The organism is Flagellimonas sp. ABD4_174, assembly GCF_056160185.1.
Map to the genome: position 1 here is coordinate 1656090 of NZ_JBSWWP010000001.1, position 21328 is coordinate 1677417.

17 protein-coding genes are annotated in these 21328 nt (G+C 42.0%); 14 read left to right on the forward strand and 3 right to left on the reverse strand.

Annotated features, from left to right (window positions below):
- Window positions 1-143 precede the first annotated feature (143 nt).
- A complete protein-coding gene (locus ACXAFK_RS07215) occupies window positions 144-3155 on the forward strand; it encodes a WD40/YVTN/BNR-like repeat-containing protein (protein ID WP_474957290.1) in 3012 nt (1003 codons plus the stop codon).
- A gap of 45 nt (window positions 3156-3200) precedes the next feature.
- Here the strand turns inward: ACXAFK_RS07215 and ACXAFK_RS07220 are convergent, their stop codons facing one another.
- Window positions 3201-3416, reverse strand: coding sequence for a hypothetical protein (locus ACXAFK_RS07220; RefSeq protein WP_262902845.1), 216 nt, complete (start codon window positions 3414-3416; stop codon window positions 3201-3203).
- Window positions 3417-3422: 6 nt separating this feature from the next.
- Entirely contained in the window at window positions 3423-3920 is a 498-nt protein-coding gene (locus tag ACXAFK_RS07225; RefSeq protein WP_474957291.1) for a DinB family protein, read from the reverse strand.
- A 238-nt stretch (window positions 3921-4158) separates the two neighbouring features.
- Between ACXAFK_RS07225 and ACXAFK_RS07230 the strand changes: the two genes are divergently transcribed.
- From ACXAFK_RS07230 to trxB, 12 genes are all read left to right on the forward strand, one after another.
- The gene (locus ACXAFK_RS07230; protein WP_474958157.1) at window positions 4159-5115 is read left to right on the forward strand and encodes a helix-turn-helix transcriptional regulator; all 957 of its coding nucleotides are present in this window, start codon (window positions 4159-4161) and stop codon (window positions 5113-5115) included.
- A 17-nt stretch (window positions 5116-5132) separates the two neighbouring features.
- Entirely contained in the window at window positions 5133-5744 is a 612-nt protein-coding gene (locus ACXAFK_RS07235; protein ID WP_474957292.1) for an alpha-ketoglutarate-dependent dioxygenase AlkB family protein, read from the forward strand.
- 95 nt (window positions 5745-5839) lie between these two features.
- Complete coding sequence (locus ACXAFK_RS07240) at window positions 5840-6676, forward strand: endonuclease/exonuclease/phosphatase family protein (RefSeq protein ID WP_474957293.1); 837 nt, start codon at window positions 5840-5842, stop codon at window positions 6674-6676.
- Window positions 6677-6854: 178 nt separating this feature from the next.
- Window positions 6855-7310 carry a (2Fe-2S)-binding protein gene (locus ACXAFK_RS07245; protein WP_224836551.1) on the forward strand — a complete coding sequence of 152 codons (456 nt, stop codon included), beginning with the start codon at window positions 6855-6857 and terminating at the stop codon, window positions 7308-7310.
- A 16-nt stretch (window positions 7311-7326) separates the two neighbouring features.
- Complete coding sequence (locus ACXAFK_RS07250; RefSeq protein ID WP_474957294.1) at window positions 7327-9528, forward strand: xanthine dehydrogenase family protein molybdopterin-binding subunit; 2202 nt, start codon at window positions 7327-7329, stop codon at window positions 9526-9528.
- Between the two features lie 467 nt (window positions 9529-9995).
- Entirely contained in the window at window positions 9996-11450 is a 1455-nt protein-coding gene (locus tag ACXAFK_RS07255; RefSeq protein WP_338195771.1) for an arginine decarboxylase, read from the forward strand.
- 19 nt (window positions 11451-11469) lie between these two features.
- The gene (gene speB / locus ACXAFK_RS07260) at window positions 11470-12405 is read left to right on the forward strand and encodes an agmatinase (RefSeq protein ID WP_474957295.1); all 936 of its coding nucleotides are present in this window, start codon (window positions 11470-11472) and stop codon (window positions 12403-12405) included.
- Window positions 12398-13372 (forward strand): deoxyhypusine synthase family protein, encoded by a 975-nt coding sequence (locus ACXAFK_RS07265; RefSeq protein ID WP_474957296.1) that lies wholly within the window; start codon window positions 12398-12400, stop codon window positions 13370-13372. The genes speB and ACXAFK_RS07265 overlap by 8 nt, the downstream gene beginning before the upstream one ends.
- A 2-nt stretch (window positions 13373-13374) precedes the next feature.
- Window positions 13375-13683: a hypothetical protein gene (locus ACXAFK_RS07270; RefSeq protein WP_338195767.1), complete on the forward strand. Its 309-nt coding sequence runs from the start codon at window positions 13375-13377 to the stop codon at window positions 13681-13683.
- 30 nt (window positions 13684-13713) lie between these two features.
- On the forward strand, window positions 13714-14502 hold the full coding sequence (locus tag ACXAFK_RS07275) for an RMD1 family protein (protein WP_474957297.1): 789 nt from the start codon (window positions 13714-13716) through the stop codon (window positions 14500-14502).
- A 13-nt stretch (window positions 14503-14515) separates the two neighbouring features.
- Window positions 14516-15886 carry a 30S ribosomal protein S6--L-glutamate ligase gene (gene rimK, locus ACXAFK_RS07280; RefSeq protein WP_224836558.1) on the forward strand — a complete coding sequence of 457 codons (1371 nt, stop codon included), beginning with the start codon at window positions 14516-14518 and terminating at the stop codon, window positions 15884-15886.
- A 542-nt stretch (window positions 15887-16428) separates the two neighbouring features.
- Entirely contained in the window at window positions 16429-17397 is a 969-nt protein-coding gene (gene trxB, locus ACXAFK_RS07285; protein ID WP_338195766.1) for a thioredoxin-disulfide reductase, read from the forward strand.
- Between the two features lie 66 nt (window positions 17398-17463).
- On the opposite strand, the gene ACXAFK_RS07290 is transcribed toward trxB, so the two are convergent.
- Entirely contained in the window at window positions 17464-17907 is a 444-nt protein-coding gene (locus ACXAFK_RS07290; RefSeq protein WP_293294816.1) for a hypothetical protein, read from the reverse strand.
- Window positions 17908-18211: 304 nt separating this feature from the next.
- Here ACXAFK_RS07290 and ACXAFK_RS07295 point away from each other — a divergent pair, with 304 nt between their 5' ends.
- On the forward strand, window positions 18212-21322 hold the full coding sequence (locus tag ACXAFK_RS07295; protein WP_224836561.1) for a SusC/RagA family TonB-linked outer membrane protein: 3111 nt from the start codon (window positions 18212-18214) through the stop codon (window positions 21320-21322).
- Window positions 21323-21328 lie beyond the last annotated feature (6 nt).

Consider the following 21328-nt stretch of genomic DNA (forward strand, 5'->3'; position numbering starts at 1 on the left):
GGGTTGTTAGGTGTTCTTTCTATCTATCAAAGGGTTGGGTATTTACTGTTCAACGGAAATTGATAGGAATTCTGCCAATGACCATTTCAGATTGACTAGGTATTTAGTAGATTTGGGAAGAAACCAAACTATCTGACTCACTCATGATTCTAAAACAACGACCTTATTATTTTCTGTTTGCCTTTTTATTGACTTGCGCAACCTTTGCCCAGGACTTTGAAGCGTTGCAATACAGAACCATTGGCCCTGCACGGGGTGGAAGGGTAACAACCGTTACCGGAACTCCTATGCAGCCGGGAACTTTTTATTTTGGTGCAACTGGTGCCGGAGTCTGGAAAACGGAAGATTATGGGACCAGCTGGTACAATATTTCCGATGGATTTTTTAAAACTCCTTCGATAGGAGCCATCGAGGTTGCGGCCAATGATCCGAATATTATCTATGTAGGCACAGGTTCGGATGGTATCCGAAGCAACATTATATCCGGTAAGGGGATGTACAAATCCATAGATGCCGGTAAGACCTGGGAGCATATCGGATTGGAAAATGCCGGGCAGATCGGGGCAGTTGAAATTGATCCGACCAATAGTAATATTGTTTGGGTGGCCGCTATTGGCAATGCATTCCGTTCCAACGAGGAGCGAGGTATTTACAAAACCATCGATGGTGGAAAAACCTGGCAAAAGATGCTTTATGTTTCGGATGAAACAGGATTTGCCGATTTGGAACTGCTGCCCGGTAACCCCAATGTAGTGTACGCGGCCGCTTGGAAAGCTCGCCGTACCCCTTGGACCATAGATTCTGGCGGTAAAAATAGCGAAGGCGGCATATATAAATCCATAAACGGCGGCAAAGACTGGGAAAAACTGGAAAATGGTCTGCCAAAAGGATTGATCGGAAAAATTGATTTGGCAGTGTCAGCAGTCGATTCCAGAATATTGTATGCCGTGATCGAGGCACCAGATAAGGACAGAGGCTTGTACAAATCCGTGGACCAAGGAAAATCCTTTACCCATGTTTCCGATGATATTAGATTGGTGAACCGACCTTTTTACTACACGAATATAGAATTGGACCCTACCAATCCAGATGTTGTTTTTTCCAATGCCAATCCTTTGATTAAATCGGTTGATGGAGGAAAGACCTGGAAACGTATGAGTGTTCCGCATGGGGATAACCATGATATTTGGCTAAACCCAAATAACCCAGATCTTTTGATCCAATGTAACGATGGCGGCGCCAATGTTTCCCACAACGGAGGAAAAACGTGGTCCACACAATACAATCAGCCAACCGCGGAAATCTATCAAGTAGCCGTGGACGATCAATATCCTTATTGGGTTTACGGGGCGCAGCAAGACAATACGACCATTGCCATTCCGAGTGTGGCGCCCTTGGCAACCACAACTCCCAACGAAACCATTATGATGAATGTTGGTGGCTGCGAAACAGGTCCCGTAATCCCAATGCCGGGCAACCACTATATCGTCTACAACAATTGTAAGGGCCGTTTTAGTGTTTACAGTAAAAAAACGGGTCAGAGTCGCGAATATTCCATTGGCGCATCAAATATATATGGGCACAACCCTAAAGACCTTAAATACAGGTTTCAGAGGGTGGCTCCGATTCATGTATCCCCTTACGACCCAGAGGTGGTTTATATGGGGTCGCAGTTCTTGCACAAAACCAACAATGGAGGTAAAAACTGGGAAATTATTTCTCCGGACCTTACCGCCAATGAGCCGGACAAACAGGTGATTTCTGGAAATCCTATCACACGCGATATCACCGGAGAAGAGTATTACAGTACACTTTACTCCATTAGGGAATCCAAAATAAGCCAAGGATTAATTTGGACGGGCTCCAACGATGGGGTGATTTCAATTACTAAAGATGGTGGAAAAACATGGAAGAACATAAGCCCGAAAAAGATGCCCAAAGGGGGCAGGGTAGAGTCCATTGAGCCATCAATTTATAACCCGGCCAAGGCCTACATAGCTGTGGACCGACATTTGTTGGGCGATGAGACCCCTTATATTTATAAAACTGAAAATTATGGGGAAAGCTGGGAGTTGATGACCACAGGCAGCAATGGAATCCCATCGGATTATACGGCTAGGGTTGTCCGAGAAGACCCTATCCGTGAAGGTCTTCTATATGCAGGTACCGAGTACGGTATGTTCATATCGTTTGATGATGGGGAAACATGGAAGAAATTTCAGCAAAACCTACCGGTAACACCAATTACCGATATTACTTTGTTCCGCGGAGACCTTATTTTGAGCACAATGGGGCGCGGCTTTTGGATATTGGATCAGGTTACAGCACTTCGAGATGAAAACATTACACGACTTGACGATACCCCGGTGTTGTTCAAGCCGCACGACACATATAGATACCAAACACCCTGGGGAGGGGAATTTCCGGAGTACCCTTCGACCAGTGTAACCATAGATTACTATTTGCCATCGGATATCAAAGATGGAGTAAGTCTTCAAATTTTGGATGCACAGGGAAATGAGGTAGCTACTATTGTTAGTGATTCCAACAAATTAAAGTCGACCACCGAAAAAGTAGAAAACATGAACTTGAGCATGACTTTTGTTTATATGGACGAAAAGTTGGAGACAAAAAAAGGGTTGAATAGATTTGAATGGAATCTCGAACAAAAAGGGCCATGGGCCAAAAATGAGAAGAGAAGGTTTAAAAATGGCCCCATGGTCTTGCCAGGAAAATATACAGCTCGCTTAACCGTCGGGGAACAATCCTTCGAAAAGCAGTTCGAGGTATTGATGGATCCAAAATTGGAAGGCGATGGAGTGTCTTTGGCGAACATGAAAGAACAACAGGAACTACAATTTAAAGTTATCGAATTGCTGTCCGAGGCAAGAATGTTACAGGATAAGGTCGAGAACAAAATCGAGGAACTGAAAATGGCCAAAGCAAGCGAAGATGAACTAAAAAAGTACAAACAGGTCTTGAGCGAACTCAAAAATGCCGAAGGAGCCTACCCCGAAGTGGTCTTGGTGTCTCAAATTACCTATCTCTATTATATTTTGAGCGGTGCCGATAAGAAGCCAGGCCAAGAAGAAAAAGATAGTTATCAGGAACTGTTGGCCCAATTTAATGCCCTTAAACAAAAAGCCGGGCAATAAAATATAAAATCCCCCTAATCTAGGGGGATTTTTAATTGTTGCTCCTTATTGCAGTTCTTCACAATCAAAACCGTTGCTCTGCAATAGCAAGGAAACTACTGATGCCTTTAGCCTTTGGGATTCAACGCGAAGAATATTGTCGCAATCTTCAAGGTCAAAGTTCCAGCAACCTTTTTTCTCTATCAATCTGTTCAAAGATGGGCGAAGCAGTTGTATTTCGTCCTTTTTCTTCACAGATGTTTTAAACACAAGGACCGCCATTCTTACTTAACTACGGTCGTAAAAAAAAGGGGGCTCAACATCCAGGGCTCGCAAATACACATACCCTTGTCCGCGGTGATGAATCTCATTGTCCACAAAGTATTGCAAATGGGATAGTACTGAACCTTCAAATTGTCCAAACAGCTTCATGTTTTCCTGAAAACGCGCTGCGTTCAGTTGTTTCCACAACGTATTGATTTCTTCTGTGTCCTGGTCCCATTTTTTCAAAAAATCGGCCTTTGTGGACCCATAATCTCTATTTTCGTCCAATTCACTGGTATGGCCAGATACAATTTCAGTGAGGCCGGGAACGGCTATGGCCAAGAGTTCTTTCACCATTGCGGCAAAAGGTCGCATTCCGCCAATACTGTAATTAAAAAACTCTTTTTCCGGGAAAGCTTCAATAACTTTTCGAGTCAGGTTTCGGTGACCCTGATAATGTCCCAAGAACTGTTCTGGAGTTATAACTTGGGCTGTTGTTTGTTCATTAATGGTGTTTTCCATGTAATTGTGATTTAAAGGATTATTGTTTCTTGGAACAAAATTATGAGCGGTAGGTGACAGCCTTATGTCAGTAGTAAAAATCAAAATAAAAAAAGTGTGCTGACAAACTGTTGTCAGTCCCTTTGGATAGTTTTGAAACTTATTATTAAAGAACAAATGAATAAATATGAGCTGGAGGAGACCATCCATCCTTGGATTGAAATCCTATCTTTGGGAGATAGCTCACACAATTTTGGGAATGGATACCGTAAAACGTTTTGATAGGATAGTAGCCATATTGATACAGCTGCAGAGCAAACGAATTGTAAAGGCGCAGGATCTTGCCGAACGATTTGATGTGAGCTTAAGGACCATATATAGGGATATAAGAACATTGGAAGCTTCCGGGGTTCCCATTATCAGCGAGGCAGGAGTGGGGTATTCGATTATGGAAGGGTATCGATTGCCACCAATAATGTTTACCCGTGAAGAAGCTGGAAGCTTTGTGGCCGCAGAAAAATTAATGAAGCAATTCATGGATAAATCCTTGGGCGCCTATTACGAATCCGCAATGTTCAAGTTAAAATCCATTCTACGGGGTAGGGAAAAAGAGTGGGTGGAGGCATTGGAATCCCAAGTTTCCATTATCCCTGGTCAAGTTTTGTTCAATGATCAAGTACCCAATGCCCTGGAAATATTGTTCGAGAGTATTGCAGAACGCAAGCAAGTGTTCTTAAGGTATGAATCGTTGCGCGAGGAAACGCCATCGGAACGGAGAATAGAACCTGTTGGGCTTTTTAACGAAAATGGATTTTGGTACATTTTGGGCTATTGCCATCTACGAACCGATTATCGGCACTTTAGAACAGATAGAATCCATAAAATAGCGAGAACTACGTTGGATTTTTTGTTGGAGCATGGTACCATTGCAGAACATCAGGACAAAAAGAAGGAAGTTTCCAAAACCAAAGTAAAGATATTGGTGGACAAAACCGTGGCAAAATACATTCAGGGACAGACCAAACATTACGGCCTAATTTCCGAAGAGACAAAGATAAACGGAGTGGAAATGACGTTTATGACGAGCGATATGGCCAACGGATTTGCCCGTTGGTATCTAATGTTCGGGGATTATGCAAAAATTATTGAGCCCGAGGCATTAAAGGACCGCGTTTTGGAAATATTGGAGAAAAGTAAAAAAAGACTCTCCACATAGATCAGAGTTTAATTACTATGGATTTGTTCACAGACCAAATAGCGCCCGACTTTAATCTACTGCCGTATGATGGCACTGTACATTATTTTGGCCCGGTAATGGAAATTGACCGAGCTGACCATTATTTTCAAAAACTTTGGGAATCCATAGCATGGGAACCAGATATTGTGCACTTGTTTGGAAAGCGTATCGTTACCAAACGGAAAGTGGCTTGGTATGGTAGTCGCCCATTTGAATATACATACTCCAACAACACTAAAAAAGCCTTGCAATGGACCAAGGGGCTTTTGGAACTAAAGGAACTTGTCGAAAAGCATACCAAAGAAACCTATAATACCTGTTTGCTTAACTTGTACCATAATGGGGAAGAGGGCATGGGTTGGCACAGCGACGACGAAAAAGAACTTAAACCCGATGGAGCAATAGCCTCTTTAAGTTTTGGAGCCAAAAGAAAGTTTGTTTTTAAACATAAGTCCACAAAAATAAAAGTAGATCTTGTGTTGGATCATGGCAGCTTATTGGTCATGAAAGGATCAACACAAAAATACTGGCAACATCGCTTGCCTCCCACCAAAAAGGTGCATAAGCCTCGAATCAATCTAACATTTAGGAGCATCGAGGTAATGTAAGGCCCTAAATAGTATTAATCATTTGGTAATAGGGATATACCATATTAATTCAGGAAAGGAAAGTATATTGCGATAAACCGATTGAACTACATCCAATGAAAAATTTCTTTTTTATATTTTCCTTCTTGTTCTCTTGTTTGATGGTATCGAGTCAGACCATCGATGTGATTTCGTATAACATTCGCTACGACAACCCCGATGATGCCCCGAACAACTGGGATAACCGTAAAGAGTTTCTCATCGCACAGCTTAACTTTTACCGCCCCGATGTGTTTGGTATACAAGAAGGGTTGATCCATCAGGTAAAAGAAATCGATAGCGGATTGGAAGACTATGCTTATTTTGGTGTAGGGCGTGATTTTGGCGATGAACGTGGTGAACACACGGCCATTTTTTACAATACAAAAACAGTGACATTGATAGATGAATCTACCTTTTGGCTTTCCACATCGCCCCAAACCCCTTCCAAAGGTTGGGATGCCGCTTTGCCCAGAACATGCACGTACGGCGCTTTTAAAATTAAGAACAGTAGTGCCAGATTTATGGTGTTCAATACACATTTTGACCATAAAGGCGATCAGGCACGAGAAAAAAGTTCCAAACTTATCCTTAAAAAAATAAAAGAACTGAACCCGGAAAATTACCCCGTAGTGGTTACCGGAGACTTTAACTTGGAAAGCAACAGCAAGGGAGTGCAGATAATTTTATCCGAAATGAAGGACAGTTTCGAGGAGGCCGGCAAAAATGCTTTCGGCCCCAAGGGCACCTTTAACGGATTTCGAATTGATAAAGCCGTGGAACGCAGGATCGATTACATTTTTGTCTCGGACGAGTTTAAGATCATTAAAAGCGCAATTTTAAGTGATTCTGACGATGCCCGGTATCCTTCCGATCACCTTCCCGTTTTTACTCGACTAAAATTGGAACACTAAACGCATCTGGAAGGTAACCTTTGCCTCCATTTCTTATGTTGTTCCCCTTTGTTATTTGTATTGATTTTAAGTAAGCCCCAAAAAACTAAAAACAATGTTAATTTTTAGGGGGATGTAGCTTAGAGCCGCCCATTGTGTGCCTAAAATTAGTTACCTTCAAAAGGAATTAATCACAATTATGGCATCATTTACACTAAACATCAACGGAAAAAAACAAGAGGTCGATGTGGATCCGTCCACTCCCGTTCTCTGGGTTTTAAGGGACCACCTTAATTTGGTCGGCACTAAATTTGGCTGTGGTATAGCCCAATGTGGCGCATGTACGGTTCATATGGACGGCACTGCGACCAGATCTTGTATGCTAACCGTATCCATGGTCGGCAATTCGGAAATCACCACCATCGAAGGTTTATCGGAAGAAGGTGACCATCCAGTGCAAAAAGCTTGGCTGGAGGTGGATGTGCCTCAATGTGGGTACTGTCAAGCAGGACAAATAATGACTGCTTCCGCACTTTTGGAAAAGAATCCAAACCCAACGGATGAAGAAATAGAAATGGCCATGAACGGAAATATTTGTCGTTGTGGAACCTATACCAGAATCAAAAAAGCCGTAAAGTTGGCTGCTAAATCATAACCCTTAAACTAGTATCATGACACTTGTAAAGACCAAAATAGGACGACGCGCCTTTATTCGAAATACGGGATTGGCCGGTGGCGGACTTGTGATAGGGTTTAGCTGGTTGGCTTCGTGTAAAATGACTCCAGAGCAGGTAAATAGCCTGCCAGAAGAGTGGTTCGATCTTAATGGTTTCCTAAAAGTAGGGGACAATGGAATGGTGACCATAATGTCGCCCAACCCAGAAATAGGTCAGAACGTAAAAACATCCATGCCCATGATCATTGCCGAAGAGCTGGATGTTGCATGGAAAGATGTGATTGTTGAACAAGCACCTTTAAATACCGATATTTTTACCAGACAATTGGCCGGGGGCAGTCAATCCATTCGACAAGGATGGGAAAGTTTGCGAATGGCCGGAGCTACGGCTCGCCATATGTTGAAAGAAGCTGCCGCGCAAGCTTGGGGCGTTTCAGCAGATGAAATTACCACAAAAGACGGTGTATTGACCCACGAGGGAAGCGGAAATTCAGCAGGATATGGAGAAATGGCCTCTGCGGCCACAAGTATAGAAGTGCCGGAGGAAGTTACATTGAAAGATGCAGGTGACTTTAGCATTATCGGCACGGACAAGAAAAATGTAGATGGCAAAAAAATAGTTACAGGCCAACCTCTTTTCGGCCTGGATACATATAGGGAAGGTATGCTTACGGCCATGATCGTGCATCCGCCCGCCTTTGGCATGAAATTTAAAAGTATGAATGCCGAATCGGTAATGTCCATGCCAGGGATCAAAGAAGTGTTTCATTTTGAAGCCTACCCCGAAGATGTTGAAAGACAATGGTCGGATGGCGGTGCAATACCCGAATTGGTGGCCATAGTTGGCAATAGCACTTGGGAATGCATGCAGGCAAAAAAAGCACTTAAAGTAGAATGGGAAGAGGTGTCTCCCATGGAAAGCACTGCTTACCATAATGACGAACTCGCAAAATTGCTGAATAAGGCCCAAGAAGTACCTGCAAGAAAGGATGGTGATGTGGAAGCAGCCTTTAAAAAAGCGGCAAAAATTGTGGAAAGTACCTATTCTGCACCCTACTTGGCGCATAATACCATGGAGCCCATGAACTTTTTTGCGCACGTAACACCAGAAAAAGCCGAACTTCTCGGGCCAATACAAACCCCGGAGTTCTTGGAGAAAACATTGGTTTCTCGATTGGGTATGCCTGTAGAAAAGATAGATGTAATGATGACCAGAATGGGCGGAGGATTCGGCCGTCGGTTGTACGGTACGTTTGCTGTAGAAGCAGCATCCATATCCCAAAGGTTAAATGCACCGGTGAAATTGGTCTATACCCGGGAAGACGATATGACCCAAGGAACGTACCGACCATCTTACAAAGTAAGGTTTAAAGCCGGATTGGACGAAAACGGAAACCTGATAGCTTGGCATGTACGTGGCGCAGGTACCAACGATGATCTTATTTTTGAAAATCGTTTCCCCGCAGGAGCCGTGGACAATTATTTGGCGGAAAAGCATAGCTTACAGACCAATGTTACCACAGGGGCGTGGAGAGCACCACGATCCAATTTTATTGCAGGAGCCGAACAAGCTTTTATGGATGAGGTGGCCGAAGCCGCAGGAAAAGACCCATTGGATTTCCGATTGGAACTATTTGATAGGGCAATAAACAATCCAGTAGGTGATCCGGAGAAGAATGATTATGATCCAGTGCGTTACGCAGGGGTTCTAAAATTGGTGAAAGAGAAAGCCAATTGGGGAACCGATACAGGAAAGGCCCGAGGAGTCTCCGCTTACTACTGTCACAACTCTTATGTGGCACAAGTATTGGAATTGGAAGAAGGTGGTGAGATGCCAAGAGTGGAGAATATTTGGTGCGCCGTTGATTGCGGAATTGTGATAAATCCCATTGCAGCAAAAAACCAAATCGAAGGCGGTATGATCGATGGAATAGGACATTCGACCTATAGTGCATTGACATTTGAAAACGGCAGACCTGAGCAATCCAATTTTGATACCTACCGATTAATGCGCCATTCCGAAGCCCCAAAAAATATTGAGGTACACTTTGTGGACAACGGCATAGATCCAACAGGCTTGGGAGAACCATCCTTGCCTCCCGTAATAGCTGCGTTATCCAATGCATTGTACAAAGCAACAGGTAGACGTTTCTATAGTCAACCTTTTATTAATGATAAACCGCCATTGGTCGGCTGATGATATAGATTCAAAATAAATGTTCAGTAGCTGACCAGTAGAAGTTTTTTACTGGTCAGTTTTTATTTATTTCTTTTTAGAATTTTAAAATTAAAATCCAACATGTTTGTTTTCAATATGTTAAGGGTGTGTAATTTTTTTTCAAAAAACCTTGCCGTATCGGATTTTTAATTATGTTTGCCCCATAAAATGAGTTCACCCAATGTGGACGCATTGCCTATAAGCTTTGAAGACTTTTTTCATGTTCGGGCTTTTGGGGATAAGAAAGTCTACCCAAAAAGCCGTCTTGAGATCAAGACACCGAATATACGGGCTGACTTTCGAAGAACGACATCTTTTTAACCGTGATTTTTCACGGACTCCCTACTTTGTACCGTATACCGTTTTTGAATTTCGTATCTGAGTACCTCCTGTACTTCAGAACCTTTTCTATCTATCAATAATTACATTTTATTACGAAATTCAAAATGAAAACAAAATACATCGACCTGATCGAGCAGACTTATGATTTCCCACAAGAGGAATTTAAATTAAAAGACAATAAACTTCAATTCCATGGCATAGATCTGAACGATTTGGCGCAACGCTACGGTACACCTTTAAAGTTTACCTACTTGCCCAAAATTTCACATAACATTCAAAGGGCAAAGGGATGGTTCAATTCAGCTATTGAGAAACATAAATATGCTGGAAAATACCACTATTGTTATTGCACCAAGAGTTCGCACTTCGAACATGTACTGAACGAAGCACTAAAGAACGATATCCATATCGAGACCTCTTCCGCTTTTGATATCAACATTGTGGAGCACTTGAAGAGTACAGGGAAAATCACCAAAGACACCTATGTGATCTGTAATGGTTTTAAAAGAGACCAATATGTACAAAATATAGCCCGATTAATAAACCATGGCCATAGGAACTGTATCCCGATTATTGACAATTATGAGGAAATCAATCTGTTGGGCGAGGTTATTGATGGAAAGTTCAAAATCGGTATCCGTATTGCCTCCGAAGAAGAGCCAAAATTTGAGTTTTATACATCTCGATTGGGAATTGGGTATAAGAACATAGTTCCGTTTTACAATCAATCCATAAAACCCAATGATCAGGTAGAGCTTAAAATGCTGCACTTCTTTATAAATACGGGAATACGGGACACCGCCTATTATTGGAACGAGCTTTTAAAGTGTTTAAAGGTATATATCAACCTAAAAAAAGTGTGTCCTACGTTGGATAGCTTAAATATTGGAGGGGGCTTCCCCATAAAAAACTCTTTGGCGTTCGAATATGATTATGAATATATGGTGGACGAGATCATTCATCAAATAGGTCAAGCATGCGAGGAAGCCGGGGTCGATGTGCCTAATATCTTTACCGAGTTTGGAAGCTTTACCGTGGGCGAAAGTGGAGGTAACATTTACGAAGTGCTGTATCAAAAACAACAGAACGATCGTGAAAAATGGAACATGATCAATTCATCTTTTATTACCACAATGCCGGATTCTTGGGCGATTAGCAAGAAGTTTATTTTGCTATCGATTAATCGTTGGAATGAGGAATATGAGCGCGTGCTGTTAGGGGGATTGACTTGTGATAGTGATGATTACTATAATTCGGAGCAGCACATGAACGCCATTTATTTGCCCAAATACAAAAAGGACAAACCCTTGTACATTGGTTTCTTTAATACTGGAGCGTACCAAGAGACCATAGGTGGATTTGGCGGATTGCAACACTGTTTGATTCCCACTCCCAAACACATCCTTATAGATAAAGATGAACATGGAAACATAAACACACGTGTATTTGCCGAACAACAGACTGCAGGAGAGTTTCTGTCCATACTTGGATATGGGGACAAAAAAACCGACACTGAACATGTGGAGGACAAGGAATTGCAAGAATCCATAAAAAACTGAAAAGGAAGTAATTAATAAAATGAAAACAGAAAAAACATATGCTGGTATTCCAAAGGAATACGGCTCGCCGGACAAGGCAAGAGTAGTATTGTTACCAGTTCCGTATGATGGTACCAGTACTTGGGGCAAAGGCGCGGACAAAGGTCCCGATGCCTTCTTGGAAGCCTCGGAAAATATGGAGATCTACGATATTGAAACTGATAGCGAGGTTTACAAACAAGGGATCTATCTGGCAGAGCCCATGGGAGAATTTGATTCACCTGATGTCATGGTCGAAGCAGTTCACAAGACCGTGAAGGAATACATCAACCGTAATAAGTTCGTGACCATGGTAGGTGGGGAACATTCCATTTCCATAGGGGCCATTCGTGCATTTAACGAGTGTTTTGAAGACCTTACCGTATTGCAAATCGATGCGCACGCCGATTTACGAAAAGAGTACGAAGGAACTAAGTACAACCACGCTTGTGCACTTTATGAAGCCAACGAAACAACCAATCTGTTGCAAGTGGGAATCCGTAGTATGGACCATGCAGAAACCCTGGTAATGGATAGGGACAAAGTATTCTTTGCCCATGAAATGATCTCCGATGACTTTTGGATGGATTCTGCCCTTGATCTGATGACGGACAATGTGTATATCACTTTTGATCTAGATGCCTTCGACCCATCCATATTGCCATCTACCGGAACACCGGAACCAGGTGGACTGTTTTGGTACGAAACCCTCGATTTTTTACGTAGGGTGTTTAAGGATAAGAATGTGGTAGGTTTCGATATCGTGGAACTATGCCCAAACGAGGTGGATAGATCATCCGATTTCTTGGCCGCCAAGCTTTACTATAAAATGTTGAGCTACAAATTTGTAAACAACAACGAATACATGGACGAAGACTTTGAAGATAGTGATGAAGACTTCAAAATGTCCAAAAACAATTTAGATTACGATGAATAACAAAGGAGAAATATCACAATTCATTCAAAAATATTTTTTGCATTTTAACTCTGCCGCACTTGTAGATGCTGCAAAAGGCTACGAGGACCAACTGAACCAAGGTTCCAAAATGTTGGTGTCCTTGGCCGGAGCAATGAGCACTGCAGAACTAGGAAAGATATTTGCAGAAATGATCCGTACCGATAAGGTTCATATTATATCCTGTACCGGGGCCAATCTCGAGGAAGATATAATGAACCTGGTGGCACATTCCCACTACAAGAGAGTACCCAATTATAGGGATTTGACCCCACAGGAAGAATGGGACCTTTTGGAGAACGGATTGAACAGGGTTACCGATACCTGCATCCCGGAAGAAGAAGCGTTTAGAAGGTTGCAAAAACATATTTATGACATTTGGAAAGAGGCCGACGAAAAAGGAGAGCGCTATTTTCCACATGAGTACATGTACAAACTTTTGCTTTCGGGAGTGTTGGAACAGTACTACGAAATAGACATTAAGGACTCGTGGATGTACGCAGCTGCCCAAAAAAACTTGCCAATAGTGGTTCCAGGTTGGGAAGACAGTACCATGGGAAACATATTTGCCAGCTACGTAATCAAAGGCGAGCTCAAGGCCAGCACGGTAAAATCCGGTATTGAGTACATGACATTTTTAGCGGATTGGTATTCCAAAAATTCTGAAAAGGGAATTGGCTTTTTTCAGATTGGGGGAGGAATCGCCGGAGATTTTCCAATATGTGTAGTGCCAATGCTGTATCAAGATCTGGAACAAACGGATACCCCGTTTTGGAGCTATTTCTGTCAGATCAGTGATTCCACCACCAGCTATGGCTCATATTCAGGGGCCGTGCCCAACGAGAAGATTACCTGGGGCAAGTTGGATATAAACACGCCCAAGTTTATCGTGGAATCCGATGCGACCATTGTGGCACCGCTGATTTTCGCCTACCTGTTAGATATGTAATCATGAAAAAAGGACAAACAACCGTCTTAAAAAGAGTGATCGTCGATTTTAAAAAGTTGGACAACAATATGCTCAACCTCCTAGTGGAAAAGTTCCCCGATGGTTATGACGATGACGATATTGTAACCTACCGCAACGCTAATAACGAAGTGGTGGAATGTGTTGAGGTTAGGACCGAGGACACGGCCTACCTGATCAAGGTGAGCAAGCGATTGGTAATGGCAATGGAAGAGTTCGATGATTCGGACAACGACGACGCGGAGGATACAAATCTTGGTGCCGATGAGCTCGAAAGCACCGAAGAAGAATAATTGCCAGATGTTTTATAATTCTATATAAAGATGGAATCAAAAGCAATCGCTTTGCATCTGGCCACAAGCATCCATATTCCAGCTTGTAGGAACCAGGCTTTGGGAAAAGAATTGGTCTATGGCGACCGGGATGAACTTTTTTATTCCGATGCATCACGTTACCTTTATATTTTCAGGTATGGTGTAGTTTCCTTTTTCGGTTATTCCGAAGCAGAAATATCACAATTGTTAATGGAAATAAAACCTTTCTGTGAAGAATGGAGACAGTCCGATATTACCGAGACCATGGATTTGGAGCTTTTAGCCGATAAGGAAAAAGCCACGATCCATCAGGATAAAGTAATATTGCCCAGCACCAATCAGGAAGGTATTCGTTTGGCATTGTTGCACTTGTCCCAGTCCGTTGCATTGGACTTTTATGCGGGGCTATCGGAACAGGCCATGAAAGAGACCCGTCAACACACCACATATCTGGAACAAAAAGGAAAATTGGACATTGGGGGAAGAAAATTAAAGAGGCACATTGCAAAAGTCTTGAACATAAACAACCAGATCTCCGAGAACCTATATATATTTGATTCTCACGAAGTAGTTTGGGAAGATTTGGAACTCGATCGATTGGACAAAGGATTAAAGCAGATTTTTGACCTTAAGGAACGGTATCGAAATATAAAGGAACAAGGCAATGTGATCAAGGAAAACCTCAGTTTGTTCATGAATATTATGGACCATAGAGAAAGCAGTAGGCTCGAGTGGATCATAATTATTCTGATTTTGGTCGAAGTAGTGGACCTTTTTATAATGCGATTAATTAGTTAAATACATAGTTGTTTTGAGCGATTTTAAAATATTGGGAACCGAGGAATGGTGCCAGTTTGACGATTTAAGAATTCCGGCCGTAAAAGCCAGAGTAGATTCCGGAGCAAAGACATCATCCATTCAGGCCAGTAAAATTAAAATATTCAACAAAGGATTTGAGGAATGGGTCCGCTTTGAGGTGAACCCCGTTCAGGATAATAGGAGCATAGCCATCTTGTGTCAGGCCAAATTGGTCGATGTGCGCACGGTAAAGAGTTCACAGGGAATTGCAGAGGAAAGGCCGGTAATTAAAACAGCAGTGAACATTGCCGGCAATGTGTTCGATATAGAACTTACCTTGGCCAATCGGGATACAATGGAGTACCGCATGCTCCTTGGTAGGGAAGCTATCAACGAGAGATACCTGGTAGATCCGTCCAAAAGTTTTATCCAGGGCGATTATACAGATGAAGAAATCGAAAAAAAATACCAACCCTTTATTACGGAGAAAAAGGGACTGCGTTTAGGCCTTTTGGCCAGTAATCCGAACCTGTACAGTAATAAAAGAATTATTGAGGCAGGAGAAATGCGAGGCCACAAAGTGGTTTTTCTGAATGTGGAGCACGTTTATATGAAATTGGATGCGGCAACGCCGGAAATTCGATATCGGGGCGGGAACATATTGGATAAGTTCGATGCCGTGATTCCCAGAATAAAACCCGCAGTAACCTTTTATGGTTGTGCGCTGTTAAGGCAGTTCGATACCTTGGGAGTTTATTGCTTAAATTCCGCCGATTCCATTGGACGGTCCCGGGACAAGCTTTTCGCCTCACAATTGTTTTCGAAAAACGACATCCATATTCCTACAACAGGCTTTGCCAAGTCCCCGATGGATACCAAAGATTTGATCCGAATGGTAAACGGAGCCCCTTTGATCATTAAGCTTTTGGAAAGTACCCAAGGAAAGGGCGTAGTACTGGCCGAGACCAACAAAGCGGCAGAAAGTGTGATCAATGCCTTTAAAAGCGTTCAGACCAATATTTTGGTCCAGGAATTTATAAAGGAAGCGAACGGTCACGACATTCGTTGCTTTGTAGTCAATGGCAAAGTAGTGGCATCCATGCAGAGAACAGCTCAAAAAGGCGAGTTTAGGGCCAATATTCACCAAGGAGGCGCCGCCGCAAAAGTGAAGATCACACCAGAAGAAAGAAAGTTGGCCATAAAATCTGCCAAAGTATTTAATTTGGATGTGGCAGGGGTAGATTTAATCCGATCAAATAAAGGTCCTTTGCTTTTAGAAGTGAACTCATCACCGGGACTTCAGGGAATAGAGAATACAACCGGCAAGGACATAGCCAATGTAATGATCGAAACCATAGAGAAAAAGTTAAAATACAACGGTTGAAATTCATTTCACAATTAAAGTATTGAAAACCAATATTTTGTGTTTTTTACACATATTTTCCTACGCTAAGCTCTCAAAACCCAAATATAAATTGAAAATGGGCATCCGTTAACGCAAACGACCCATTGGTTAATTATACCGCTCAACATTTAAAGGACTGTACTATGTTTGTCTCAGCAATCAAAAAGCAATATGCTTTAAGATTAAACCTTTAATAGGATTGGGGTGATTATAGGGTACTTAGTGTTCTTTACCTAATGTCTTATTTCTTATAAGGTTTACGTTGCTCCAAGGGGTTTTTGAGGTTGAGCCCCTTGGTTGTAACGGTTTTAGATCAAATATTATGTTCCCATAAATTTGACCTACTTTTTTTTGTGTTAAGGAGTCTTGAAAAAGGCTCCTTTTTTTCTTTTCCTATAATCTCTTTGGAAAAATGTTCATTCACAATTGTTAACAACTTTTACTTAAACGTAATATTACGATAAAGTAAGGTTTTGAACAAAAAACCTACTTTTGTATCATAACATTAGAGGAAGTTTTTTATGTCAGAACAAGTAGAAAGAATCAAAACATTGATTATTGGATCAGGACCGGCTGGTTATACCGCGGCCATATATGCCTCAAGGGCAGATTTAAAACCAGTTTTATATACAGGTATGGAGCCTGGTGGACAATTGACCACGACTACCGAAGTTGACAATTTTCCAGGATATCCGGAAGGAATCGATGGACCAGCAATGATGATGCAATTACAGCAACAAGCTGAAAGATTTGGTACAGAAGTAAGAATAGGAATGGTTACTGCCGTAGAATTTAGTGACGAGATAGGGGGTATTCATAAAATTACCGTCGATGATTCCACCCAATTGGAAGCAGAAACCGTGATTATTTCCACAGGTGCATCTGCCAAATATTTGAATTTGCCCAGCGAGCAGCGATTAAGAGGAGGAGGAGTCTCCGCATGTGCTGTCTGCGACGGCTTTTTTTATAAAGGACAAGATGTGGCCATTGTTGGAGCAGGGGATACCGCCGCAGAAGAGGCTTCTTATTTGGCCAATATATGTACAAAAGTAACCATGCTGGTCCGAAAAGACCACATGAGGGCATCAAAAGCGATGCAGCATAGGGTCAATAGTATTGATAATATTGAAATAAGGTACAATACCGAAATAGATGAGGTATTGGGCGATCAAGTCGTAGAAGGGGTAAGGGTAGTGAACAACCAAACCGGAGAAAAAGAAGAAATCCCTGTAACGGGTCTGTTCATAGCTATTGGACATAAACCAAATACCGATGTGTTCAAAGGGCAGTTGGACATGGATGAGACGGGCTATATTATTACGCAACCCAAATCCACAAAAACAAACAAGCCCGGTGTTTTTGCCAGTGGGGATGCTCAAGATAAAATATACAGACAGGCGGTTACTGCCGCAGGTACAGGATGCATGGCCGCCTTGGACGCAGAACGTTATTTGGCTGCCGTTGAGAGCAAAGAAATGATTGTATCATAAAAACTACTCAAATTGGAAAAAAGAAAAAGGCACCGAAACTTCGGTGCCTTTTTTGTTGATTGCAACTCAATCAATCCGCTTGTAATTTTCGGAAAAAGTTCGGTTACCTTCCTCATCCACCGTTATCTGACTAAACGAATCCTCCTTTAGGATAAGTTCAAAGGTGAAGTTGCGCATGGTATCCAATGCTTTCATCATTTCATCGTCCCCGTATTCGATTACCTCAATTAAGGAGCCGTCCGAAACTTTGTACGAGCCATAACCGAACCTGCCGTTCGGGTCTTCTGGTACATATCTGGTCCACATAATTTTTTCTTTGGAGTACATTTTAACCTGTCTATAACCATCCGATTTCTCAATGGTATCCAAAACATTTTCTCCATCATAATTATAAAAACTCTCCAATTCCCAAGTTCCTTCAATGCTTAGAGCATTGGAATAACGATCCGTAAAGCTTCCCACAACAAGGAAAACTACGATCAGTGTAAATAATAAAACTGATTTTCTCATAAAGCCCTTCCTTTTTTAAGTTGCTGATATCTAGTCTTTAAAAGATAGCGATAAATAATGAGAAAACTGGGGTTTATTTCATAAAAAAGGAACACTTTCAGGTGAGTACGGACTACCAAGGATTCAAAAAAAGTTCTTAAAGAACTCTAAAGAAGATGAATTCTTCTTAGAAAAGACGGGGTTTGGTCAATAAAAAAGGAATTGAAATGGCTAAATATTAAAAAATCCAACATTTTTCAGTTAAAATGTTTGATATGTAAAAAATTTTGAACAATTTTCAGGAAAATTAACACAAAAAAAAGTAATGAGGAACATTTATTTAACATTTATTGCGGTGTTTTCTTGTGTTGCGGCCTTTGGTCAAACCATATCAGGTACCGTATCCGACGTGTCGGGTACTCCGTTGCCTGGGGTTACCATAGTCGTAAGCGGCACAAGTATTGGAGCCACCACAGATTTTGATGGTAATTATACCATTAATGCTACGAGAGGACAAGTTCTAAGTTTTTCCTACTTAGGAATGAAGTCAAAAGAAGTTACCGTAGGTTCTGAATCAACGATCAACGTTGTTTTGGAAGAAGATTCGACACAATTGGATGAGGTCGTTGTAACCGCATTTGGTGTAGAGCAGAAACAGAAGTCGTTGGGGTACTCTGTTTCCAAGGTAGACACAGAAGATCTGAACCTTGCAGGACAAGCCAACCCAATTGAAAGTTTGCAGGGGCGTGTGGCCGGTGTCCAGATCAACCGTTCTTCTGGTACATCCGGGGGCGGTGTGGATATTTTGATACGTGGGGTTACCTCCATTAATCCAAACAGAAGTAACCAGCCACTGATTATTGTGGATGGTCTTGCATTGAACAACGACACCTTCTCTGGAGAGGTAAGGCCTAGTTCTGGATCCAACTCACCGAACAGTTCTGAGCAGTTTGCATTTTCCAACCGTGCCATGGACCTTAACCCTGAGGACATCGAAAGCTTCAACATTCTTAAAGGAGCTGCAGCAACGGCACTTTATGGCGTAAGGGCATCCAACGGTGCCATTGTGATCACAACAAAAAAAGGAAAACAAGGAAAGGCAAAGATTACTTTAACGGCATCTACTACCTTTAGGGAAATCAAAACAACGCCAACCTTACAGACCAAGTATCGCGAAGGTTTTAATGGAGCTCCGCGTACATTGTACGATCCAGATTCCGATACAGGATTCAATAGAGTACAACAAGCCACATCTTTTTACTCCTGGGGACCAGAATATTCTTTGGACTCCTTTGATTTAGGAGAAGGTAATATTGTAGATCTTTCAAATGATAGATTTTATAGCCCTTACGATATTTTTAAAACAGGGTTCAACTCACAGGTGAATTTGAGTTTGAGCGGTGCCAACGATCGTTTGGACTACTACTTCTCCATGGGGAACAATAGCGAGAAGGGTGTTCTGCCCAATACGGACTATAACAAGACCAACTTAAGGTTAAAAGCAGGATATAAAATAACGGACAACTTTACTATGGATGGTTCCGTTGCTTTTACCAACTCAGGAGGACGAAGGGCCAATGGAGGAGATAAATCCGTAATGAGCGCACTCTCCTATTACTCAGGAACATTCCCGATCAACGACTATGTAAATCCCGACGGGAGCGAAAGAGATTACTCCTTTGGTATCATTGATAACCCAAGGTACTTGATGGAAACCAGTAATTTGGAAGATGATGTAAACCGTTGGATAGGGAACGCAACCTTTAATTGGACACCAAAAGATTGGTTGAGAATTACGTATGCCGCCCAGATAGACAACTACTCCGATGCAAGAAACCGTTACGTTGGTCCGGATTTGGACGGTGGTTCACAAGTAGGGGGATTTATTTTAGAACAAAACATCAACTTTACAGGGTTGGAATCCAACTTTTTGGTGGCAATGAACAAGCAATGGTCCGATGACTTTACAACGGACTTTACTGTTGGTCATCAAATTTCAGATGCCAAAAGAACTTACCTGGAGGCTCGAGGGGAAGGCTTAAATGTACCCGGAGTCAACGAAATTGGAAACACGACCAATTTCTTTATCAACAAAACCATAGTGCAAAATCGTACAGTAGGGGTTTTTGGTGAAGCAAAATTCGGTTACAAGGATAAATTGTTCTTGACGCTAACAGGAAGAAACGACTGGATTTCTACTTTACCTAAAGAAAATAGATCGTTCTTTTATCCATCCGTGAGTTTGGCGTACGATGTTACCGACCTCTTTGGTGAGAACGATATCTTTACCTTTGGTAAACTAAGAGCATCTTGGGCCGAGGTAGGTAAAGGACCTGGCTTTGGCGATGTTGGACAATATTTCGTTGTCGATGGTGATTTCCCGTTCGGTGGAGTAGGGGGGTATCGCAGAAGCACACTATTGGGAGATACCAATATACAGCCCGAAAAAAACCAATCAACAGAGTTTGGTGCCGATCTTAGATTCTTGGATAATCGCATTCGATTGGATTATGCCTATTACAACACGCGTGTTAAAGATCAGATTTTTACAGTTGGAACGGCCTATTCTTCTGGATTGTCCGGAATTACCAGAAATGCCGGTGATTATAAAGTTTTTGGACACGAATTTTTGTTGAGTGCCGATGTTATAAGAAATCAGGATTTAAGATGGGAATTGATCTTGAACTGGTCTACCAGCGAGGGGGAGGTTTTGGAAATACCTGAAGATATTGAAGCCATTATTTTTGCGGACTCTGGATTTGCCGGAGTAACCTCGGAGGTAAGAGCTGGTGATAAAATGGGTAATCTATATGGTTACAAATGGGAATATGTAAACGGTGAAAGATTGATCGGGGAAAATGGTTTACCGACCATAAATCTCGATGAAAGAGTTATTGTAGGTAATGCATTCCCAGATTTTATAGCCTCTATCGGAAGTAACTTAAAGTATAAAGGAATCGGCCTTAATTTCCTATTGGAATGGAAAGAAGGTGGAGATCTTTACGATTCGGGACGAAGAAACTCCATTAGGAACGGTCTTTTGGAAAGTACCTTGCAAAGAGATGTAAATGTAGTATTGGACGGAGTTCTTGCCAATGGAAGCCCAAACACTACAGAAGTCCTAATCGATCAGAATTACTACCGTAACTCCAGTGTTTACAACCGTGCCTCGGAAGTGCTGATACAAGATGCATCATGGTTAAAGATCAGGAACATTGCCCTGTCCTACGACTTTCCTTCCAAACTGACCAGAAGTTTGAGTTTGGATAAAGTAAGTTTGTCCGCAAGTGCGAACAATATCTTGCTATGGACACCATTTGATGGTTACGATCCAGAAGGAAACCAGTACAGTGCGGGAAGCAATGTTTATGGATTTACAGGATTGAACATACCATTGGCCGAAAGTTATTCACTCGGATTGAACATTGCATTTTAAAAAAGG